The 7,081-nt window shown below is 69.4% G+C and carries 3 protein-coding genes; 1 reads left to right on the top strand and 2 read right to left on the bottom strand.

What is annotated here, in order from left to right:
• Positions 1–553, top strand: a 553-nt coding sequence (locus D180_RS19980; RefSeq protein ID WP_017914160.1) for a hypothetical protein, incomplete at its 5' end; no start/stop codon positions are given.
• A 154-nt stretch (positions 554–707) separates the two neighbouring features.
• Here D180_RS19980 and D180_RS19975 read toward each other — a convergent pair.
• Together D180_RS19975 and D180_RS19970 are read right to left on the bottom strand one after the other, a co-directional pair.
• Positions 708–3,818, bottom strand: coding sequence for an efflux RND transporter permease subunit (locus D180_RS19975; RefSeq protein ID WP_017914159.1), 3,111 nt, complete (start codon positions 3,816–3,818; stop codon positions 708–710).
• A 148-nt stretch (positions 3,819–3,966) separates the two neighbouring features.
• On the bottom strand, positions 3,967–7,081 hold a 3,115-nt coding region (locus D180_RS19970; RefSeq protein WP_017914158.1), incomplete at its 5' end, for an efflux RND transporter permease subunit.

The following is a 7,081-nucleotide window of genomic DNA, read 5'->3' as shown; positions in this document are numbered from 1 at the left end:
CGACGGCGCCTTGCCGCCGCCGGACATCGACCAGCCCGATAGCGACGTGCCGCCGGCACAGGCGCCGGCCTCGGCGCTGCCGCCAGAACTGGCCGCGGACGACCGGCAACTGGCCCGCATCGATGGCTATGGCGACCTGCGCCTGGGCATGTCGGCGGCGCAGGCACGCGCCGCCTGGGGCGGCGAGCTCGACGGCCAGCCCAGCGCCGGCAGCAGCTGCTACGTGCTGCGTCCGCGCTGGGCCAAGGGCAACAACCGGTTCGGCCTGATGGTCGAAGACGACAAGTTGGTGCGCTACGACGTGCGCACCCCCAAGGAGACCGCGCCCGGCGGCGGCAAGGTCGGCATGGACCTGGCGCAACTGCGCGCGCTGTACGCCGGTCGCGTGGAAGAGCAGCCGCACAAGTACGTCGAAGGCGCCAAGATGCTGCGCGTGCGCGGCGAGTCCGGCCAGCCTGGCGTGCTGGTGTTCGAGACCGACGCAGCCGGCAAGGCCGTCGCCTGGCGTGTGGGCCTGCCGCCGCAGGTGGATTATGTGGAAGGGTGTGGCTGAGAAGCCGGGAATAGGGAATCGGGAGTGGGGAATGGGAAGAGCATGAGGGTCGAGTGACTGAGGCAACTGGTGCCGCTTTCGCCTCAGTGGCGCATGACCGCTCTTTGCTCCTCGCTTTTCCGATTCCCCATTCTCTATTCCCGATTCCCGGCCGTCAGGCCACCCGCAGCTGCCGCCGCTCGCGCCGACGCGCACGCCGCGCGTACCAGCGTTCGCGCAGGCAGGAGAAGATCACGTACAGCGCCGGGGTGCTGAGCAGGGTCAGGCTCTGCGAGATCAGCAGGCCGCCGATCATCGCGATGCCGAGCGGGCGGCGCAGCTCCGAGCCTTCGCCCAGGCCCACCGCCAGCGGCACTGCGGCCAGGATCGCCACCATCGTGGTCATCATGATCGGGCGGAAGCGCACGATGCAGGCTTCGCGCGCGGCCTCCAGCGGGGTCTTGCCGTGCTCGCGCTCGGCGACCAGGGCGAAGTCGATCATCATGATCGCGTTCTTCTTGACGATGCCGATCAGCAGCACCAGCGCGATCATCGAGATCACCGACAGCTCGGTGCCGGTGACCCACAGCGCCAGCAGCGCGCCCATGCCGGCGGCCGGCAGCGTGGAGAGGATGGTCACCGGGTGCACCAGGCTCTCGTAGAGCATGCCCAGCACGATGTAGACCACCACGATCGCGGCCAGCACCAGCACCAGCATCGAGTTCGGCTGCAACTGCACGCCGAAGCCGCCGCCGTCGGCGATGCGGATATCGCCGGGCATGCGCAGCCCGGCCACGGTGGCGGCGATGATCGCATCGCCCTCGCCGGTGCTCACGCCTGGCGCCAGGTTGTAGCTCAGGTCCATGGTCGTGTACTGGTTCATGTGCGTGATCTGCGACGGCGCCAGACCCGGCACCTGATGCGCCACCGCGGTCAGCGGGATCATCGTGCCGTTGCGGGTGGGCACGTAGATGCGGTTCAGCGCCGCCGGCGTGGCGGTCTGGTCCGGCAGCGCGTTGACCACCACGCTGTACTGGTTGAGGTCGGAGTAGATGGTGGAGATCTGGCGCTGGCCGAACGCGCCGTACAGCGCGCCGTCGATGGCGCCGATCGACACGCCCAGGCGCGCGGCCAGGGCGCGGTCGATGACGATGTTCTGGCGCAGGCCGGCGTTGTCCACGTCGGTGCCGACGTCGCGCAGCTTGGGGTTCTGCTTCAGGGCGGCCTGCAGCTTGGGCAGCCATTCCTGCAACTGCGCGTTGTCGTTGCCCTGCAGCGAGACGCGGTACTGCGCGCCCTGGCTGGTGCCGCCGCCACCGTCGCTGGGCAGATCCTGGATCGCGCGCAGGCGCAGTTGCAGGTCGGGGTAGCGGTCGGCCTTGGCGCTGAGCCGCGCCAGCACCTGCGCGGTGGTATCGGTGCGGCCTTCGTCGCGGCGCTTGAGTTCGATGTTGAAGCTGGCGCTGGAGCCCTGGCGGCTGCTGCCCAGGCGCGCACCGACGATCTTCACCGCCGGGTCGGACATCAGCATGTCGGTGATGCGGCGCTGGCGGTTGACCATGTCGGCGAAGGACACGGTGGCGCTGGAGGTGGCGCGGCCCCAGATCAGGCCGGTGTCCTGCGCCGGGAACGAGCCCTTCTTGACCGCGCCGGCCAGGAACACCGTGGCCGCGATCAGCAGCAGCGGGGTCAGCGCCAGCAACAGCGCGTGGCGCAGCGAGAAGTCCAGGGCCACGGTGTACACGCGCAGCATGCGATCGTGCATGCGCTCCAGCCAGGCGCCGAAGCGGCCGGGTTGCTCCGGCTCGGCGTGCGCGGACAGGAAGCGGCTGCACAGCGCCGGGGTGAGCGTGAGCGAGACCACCGCCGAGACGCAGATCGCCGCCACCAGGGTGACGGTGAACTCGCGGAAGAACACCCCGATCATGCCGCTGGCGAACAGGATCGGAATGAACACCGCCACCAGCGAGGCGGTGATCGAGACGATGGTGAAGCCGATCTCGCGCGCGCCGGCGAGCGCCGCGTCCAGCCGCGACATGCCCTCGTCGAGGTGGCGCATGATGTTCTCGATGACCACGATCGCATCGTCGACGACGAAGCCGATCGCGATCACCAGCGCCAGCAGGCTCAGGTTGTTGAGGGTGAAGCCCATGACGTACATCGCCAGCGCCGCGCCGGCCAACGACAGCGGCACGGTGGCCGCGGCGATCAGCGTGGGCGCCAGCCTGCGCAGGAACAGCGCCATGGTCAGCACCACCATCGCCAGGCTGATCATCAGCGTGGCCTGCACCTCGTTGAGCGAGGCGCGGATGGTCGGGGTACGGTCGAAGTACGCCGTCATCCTGGTGCCCGGCTGCAGGTAGGTGCGCAGCATCGGGATCTCGGCCTTGACCCGGTCCACCGTCTCCACGATGTTGGCGCCGGCGCGGGTGAACACGTACATCACCACCGCCGGCTTGCCGCCGAACCAGGCCGCCTGGTAGGCATCCTGCTGGCCGTCGTAGACGTTGGCGATGTCGCGCAGGCGCACCGCGCGGCCCTGTTGCTGGCTGATCACCACCTGGCCGAAGTCGGCGGCCTTGGCCACCGCGTCGTTGGCGACGATGGCCGTGGTGGTGGCGCCGTCGCTGAGGAAGCCGGTGGGCGAGGTGACGTTGGCCGCGCGCACCGCGTTGCGCAGGTCGTCCGGGGTCAGGCCCATGGCATTGAGCGCGCGCAGGTTCACGTCCACCCGCACCGCCGGCGTGGAGGCGCCGCCGATGTCCACCGAGGCCACGCCGGTGATCTGGCGCAGGCGCTGCGCCAGCAGCGAATCGGCGACGTTGTACAGCTCGTCGGCCGACTGCGTGTCCGAGGTCAGGGCGATGGCGATGACCGGGTCGTCGTTGGGATTGGCCTTCTGGTAGCGCGGCGTGGCCAGGCCGGAGGGCAGGTCGGCCTGCGCGGCGTTGATCGCGGTCTGCACGTCCTGCGCCGCCGAATCGATGTTGCGGCTGCTCTGGAACACCATGAACACCTGGCTGTTCCCCTCCGAGCTGGAGGAGCGCATGGTGTCGATGCCGGGCACCTGGCCCAGGTGCCGTTCCAGCGGCGCGGTGACCGTGGCGGCCATGGTCGAGGCATCGGCGCCGGCCTGGCTGGCCTGCACGAAGATCACCGGGATCGAGATGTTCGGCAGCGCCGCCACGCCCAGGCGCAGGTAGCACATCATGCCGATCACGAACAGGCCGATGGCCAGCAGCGCGGTGCCGATGGGACGGCGGATGAAGGGCGCGGAGATGTTCATGGGGCCGGGAATGGGGAATGGGGAATCGGGAATCGCAGTACGCGCCCGGTGTCAGTCTTTCGAGGATCCGGCATGGAGTGAACGAGTCGGCAGCGCGCGGACTCGGCGCTTTCCGATTCCCGATTCCCCATTCCCGATTTCCGGCCCCTCACGCCCTTCCCTCCGCCGCCGTCGCCTGCCGTGCCGCACGCCGCTCGCGCCAGCGACGCACGCGCTCGGAGGCGCGTTCCATGTACAGGTAGATCACCGGGGTGGTGTACAGGGTGACCAGCTGCGACAGCAGCAGGCCGCCGACGATGGAGATGCCCAGCGGGCGGCGCAGTTCCGAGCCGATGCCGTCGCCCAGCGCCAGCGGCAGCGCGCCGAGCATCGCCGCGGCGGTGGTCATCATGATCGGGCGGAAGCGCAGCAGGCAGGCGCGGCGGATCGCGTCGTGGGCGTTGGCGCCTTCGCGGCGCGCGTCGATCGCGAAGTCGATCATCATGATCGCGTTCTTCTTGACGATGCCGATCAGCAGCACGATGCCGACGATGCCGTCCACCGACAGGCTCAGCCCGCACAGCATCAGCGCCAGCAGCGCGCCGACGCCGGCCGGCGGCAGCGTGGAGATGATCGTCAGCGGGTGGATATAGCTCTCGTACAGCACGCCCAGCACGATGTAGATCAGCACCACCGAGGCCAGCAGCAGCCACACCACGTCGGTCTGGCTGCCGGTGAATTCGGCGGCCTTGCCGATGAACTCGGCATGCAGCTGCGGCGGCAGCTGCAGCTGCGCGCGGGTTTCCTCGATCGCCGCCACCGCCTGCGACAGCGAGTAGCCCTGCGCCAGGTTGAACGACACGGTGACCGCCGGCAGCTGCTGCTGGTGGCTGACCACCAGCGGCGTGGTCGACTGCTTGGCCTCGGCCACCGCCGCCAGCGGCACGGTGCCGCCGCTGCCGACGGTGATGCCGGTGTTCTGCGCGCCGATGCCGGTGGCGGTGGAGGAGTTGCTGGAAGTGGTCTGGCCGAAGCTGGTGGCGTTGCTGGCGGTCAGCGCGCCGCTGCCGTTGCTGGCCACCGCCAGCTGGTTCAGCAGCGCGGTGCTGGTGCGGAACTCCGGCGCCACTTCCAGCACCACGCGGTACTGGTTGAGCTGGGTGAAGATGGTGGAGATCTGGCGCTGGCCGAAGGCGTCGTACAGCGTGTCGTCGATGGTCTGCATCGGCACGCCGAGGGTGCTGGCCTTCTCGCGGTCCACGTGCAGTTCCAGCGCACGGCCCTGGTTGGCCAGGTTGTTGTCCACGTCGGCCAGTTCCGGGCGCTTGCGTAACGCCTCGGTCAGGCGCGTGGCCTGGGTCGCCAGTTCGGCGCTGTCCACGTCCGAGAGCGAGTACTGGTATTCGGTGGCGGCCACGCGGGTGTCCAGGGTCACGTCCTGCACCGGCTTCAGGTACAGGGCGACGCCGGGCAGCCCGGCCACCGCCTTCTGCAGCCGCGGCAGCAGGTCTTCCAGGCTGTCGCGGTCGCTGCGCGGCTTCAGCACGATGCTGAGCTGGCCCTGGTTGAGGGTGGGGTTCATCGAGCCGGCGCCGATGAAGGCGGCCACGCCGGTCACCGCCGGGTCGCGCCGCAGCGCCTCGGCCACCGCCTGGGTACGCTGCTCCATCTGCGGGAACGCCACGTTCTGGTCGGCCTGGACCACGCCGGTGATCAGCCCGGTGTCCTGCTCGGGCAGCAGGCCCTTGGGGATCACCACATACAGCAGCACGGTCAGCACCATGGTCGCCAGCGCCACCAGCAGGGTCAGCTTCTGGTGGCCCAGCACCCAGTCCAGGCTGCGCTCGTACACGCCCACGGTGCGCGACCACAGCGTGGTCTTGCCGGCCGCCGCGGTGCGCTCGTGCGCGTCCTCGCCCTCGGGCAGGGCGTCGGGCTTGAGCAGGTAGGCGCACATCATCGGCGTGAGCGTCAGCGACACCAGCATCGAGATCACCACCGCGATGCTCAACACCCAGGCGAACTCGTGGAACAGGCGGCCGGTGACGCCGGGCATCAGGATCAGCGGCAGGAACACCGCCACCAGCGACACGGTCAGCGACAGCACGGTGAAGCCGATCTGGCGCGCGCCGATCTCCGCCGCCTCGCGGCCGCTCTTGCCCTGTTCGATGTAGCGCACGATGTTCTCGATCATCACGATCGCATCGTCGACCACGAAGCCGGTGGCCACCACCAGCGCCATCAGCGACAGGTTGTCCAGCGACATGCCGGCGAAGGCCATCACCGCGAAGGTGCCGGCCAGCGACAGCGGCACCGCCACCGACGGAATCACCGTGGCCCACAGCCGGCGCAGGAACACGAAGATCACCGCCACCACCAGGCCGATGGTCAGGATCAGGGTGAACTTGACCTCGTGCACCGAGGCGCGAATGGTCTCGGTGCGGTCGGAGAACACGTCCAGGTGCACGCCGGCCGGCAGCACGCCCTGCAACTGCGGCAGGATCGCGCGGATCTGCTCCACCGTCTGCACGATGTTGGCGCCGGGCTGGCGGCGCACTTCCAGCAGCACCGCCGGCTTGCCGTCGGCCCAGGCGGCGAGCTGGTCGTTCTCCACCCCGTCCACCACCTTGGCCACGTCCGACAGCCGCACCGGCGCACCGTTCTTGTAGCTGATGACGGTGTCGCGGTACTCGGCGGCGCTGGACAGCTGGTCGTTGGTGCCGATGCTGTAGGACTGGGTCTTGCCGTTGAGCGAGCCCTTCGGCGCGTTGACGTTGGTCTGGGTCAGCGCGCTGCGCAGCGCCTCCAGGGTCAGGCCCATGTTCGACAGCTGCGCCGGATTGACCTGGATGCGCACCGCCGGGCGCACGTTGCCGGCGATCGACACCAGGCCCACGCCCGGCACCTGCGACAGGCGCTGGGCCAGGATCGAGTCGGCGTAGTTGTTGACCTCGCGCAGCGGCAGCGTGTCGGAGCTGAGCTTGAGGGTGAGGATCGCCGCATCGGCCGGGTTCACCCGGTTGTAGACCGGCTGGTAGGGCAGCGACGAGGGCAGGGTGGCTTGGCGGATCGCCGCCTGCACGTCCTGCGCGGCGATGTCGATGTCGCGGTCCATCGCGAACTGCAGCACGATCGTGGACAGGCCCGCCGACGAGTCGGAGGTCATCATCTGCAGCCCGGAGATCTGCCCGAGCTGGCGCTCCAGCGGCGTGGTCACCAGCGAGGCCATGGTGCTGGCGTTGGCGCCGGGATATTGCGTGGTCACCACCAGGCTGGGCGCGTCG

Source organism: Xanthomonas sp. SHU 166, assembly GCF_000364685.1.
Taxonomy (GTDB): Bacteria; Pseudomonadota; Gammaproteobacteria; order Xanthomonadales; family Xanthomonadaceae; genus Xanthomonas_A; species Xanthomonas_A sontii.
Note: the sequence above shows the minus strand (reverse complement) of the source record. Positions and strands in the feature narration are given on the sequence as shown.

What these genes read in the sequence shown, in the direction of transcription:
- D180_RS19975 (WP_017914159.1), bottom strand. Translation starts at nt 3,818, where the DNA reads ATGAACATCTCCGCGCCCTTCATCCGCCGTCCCATCGGCACCGCGCTG.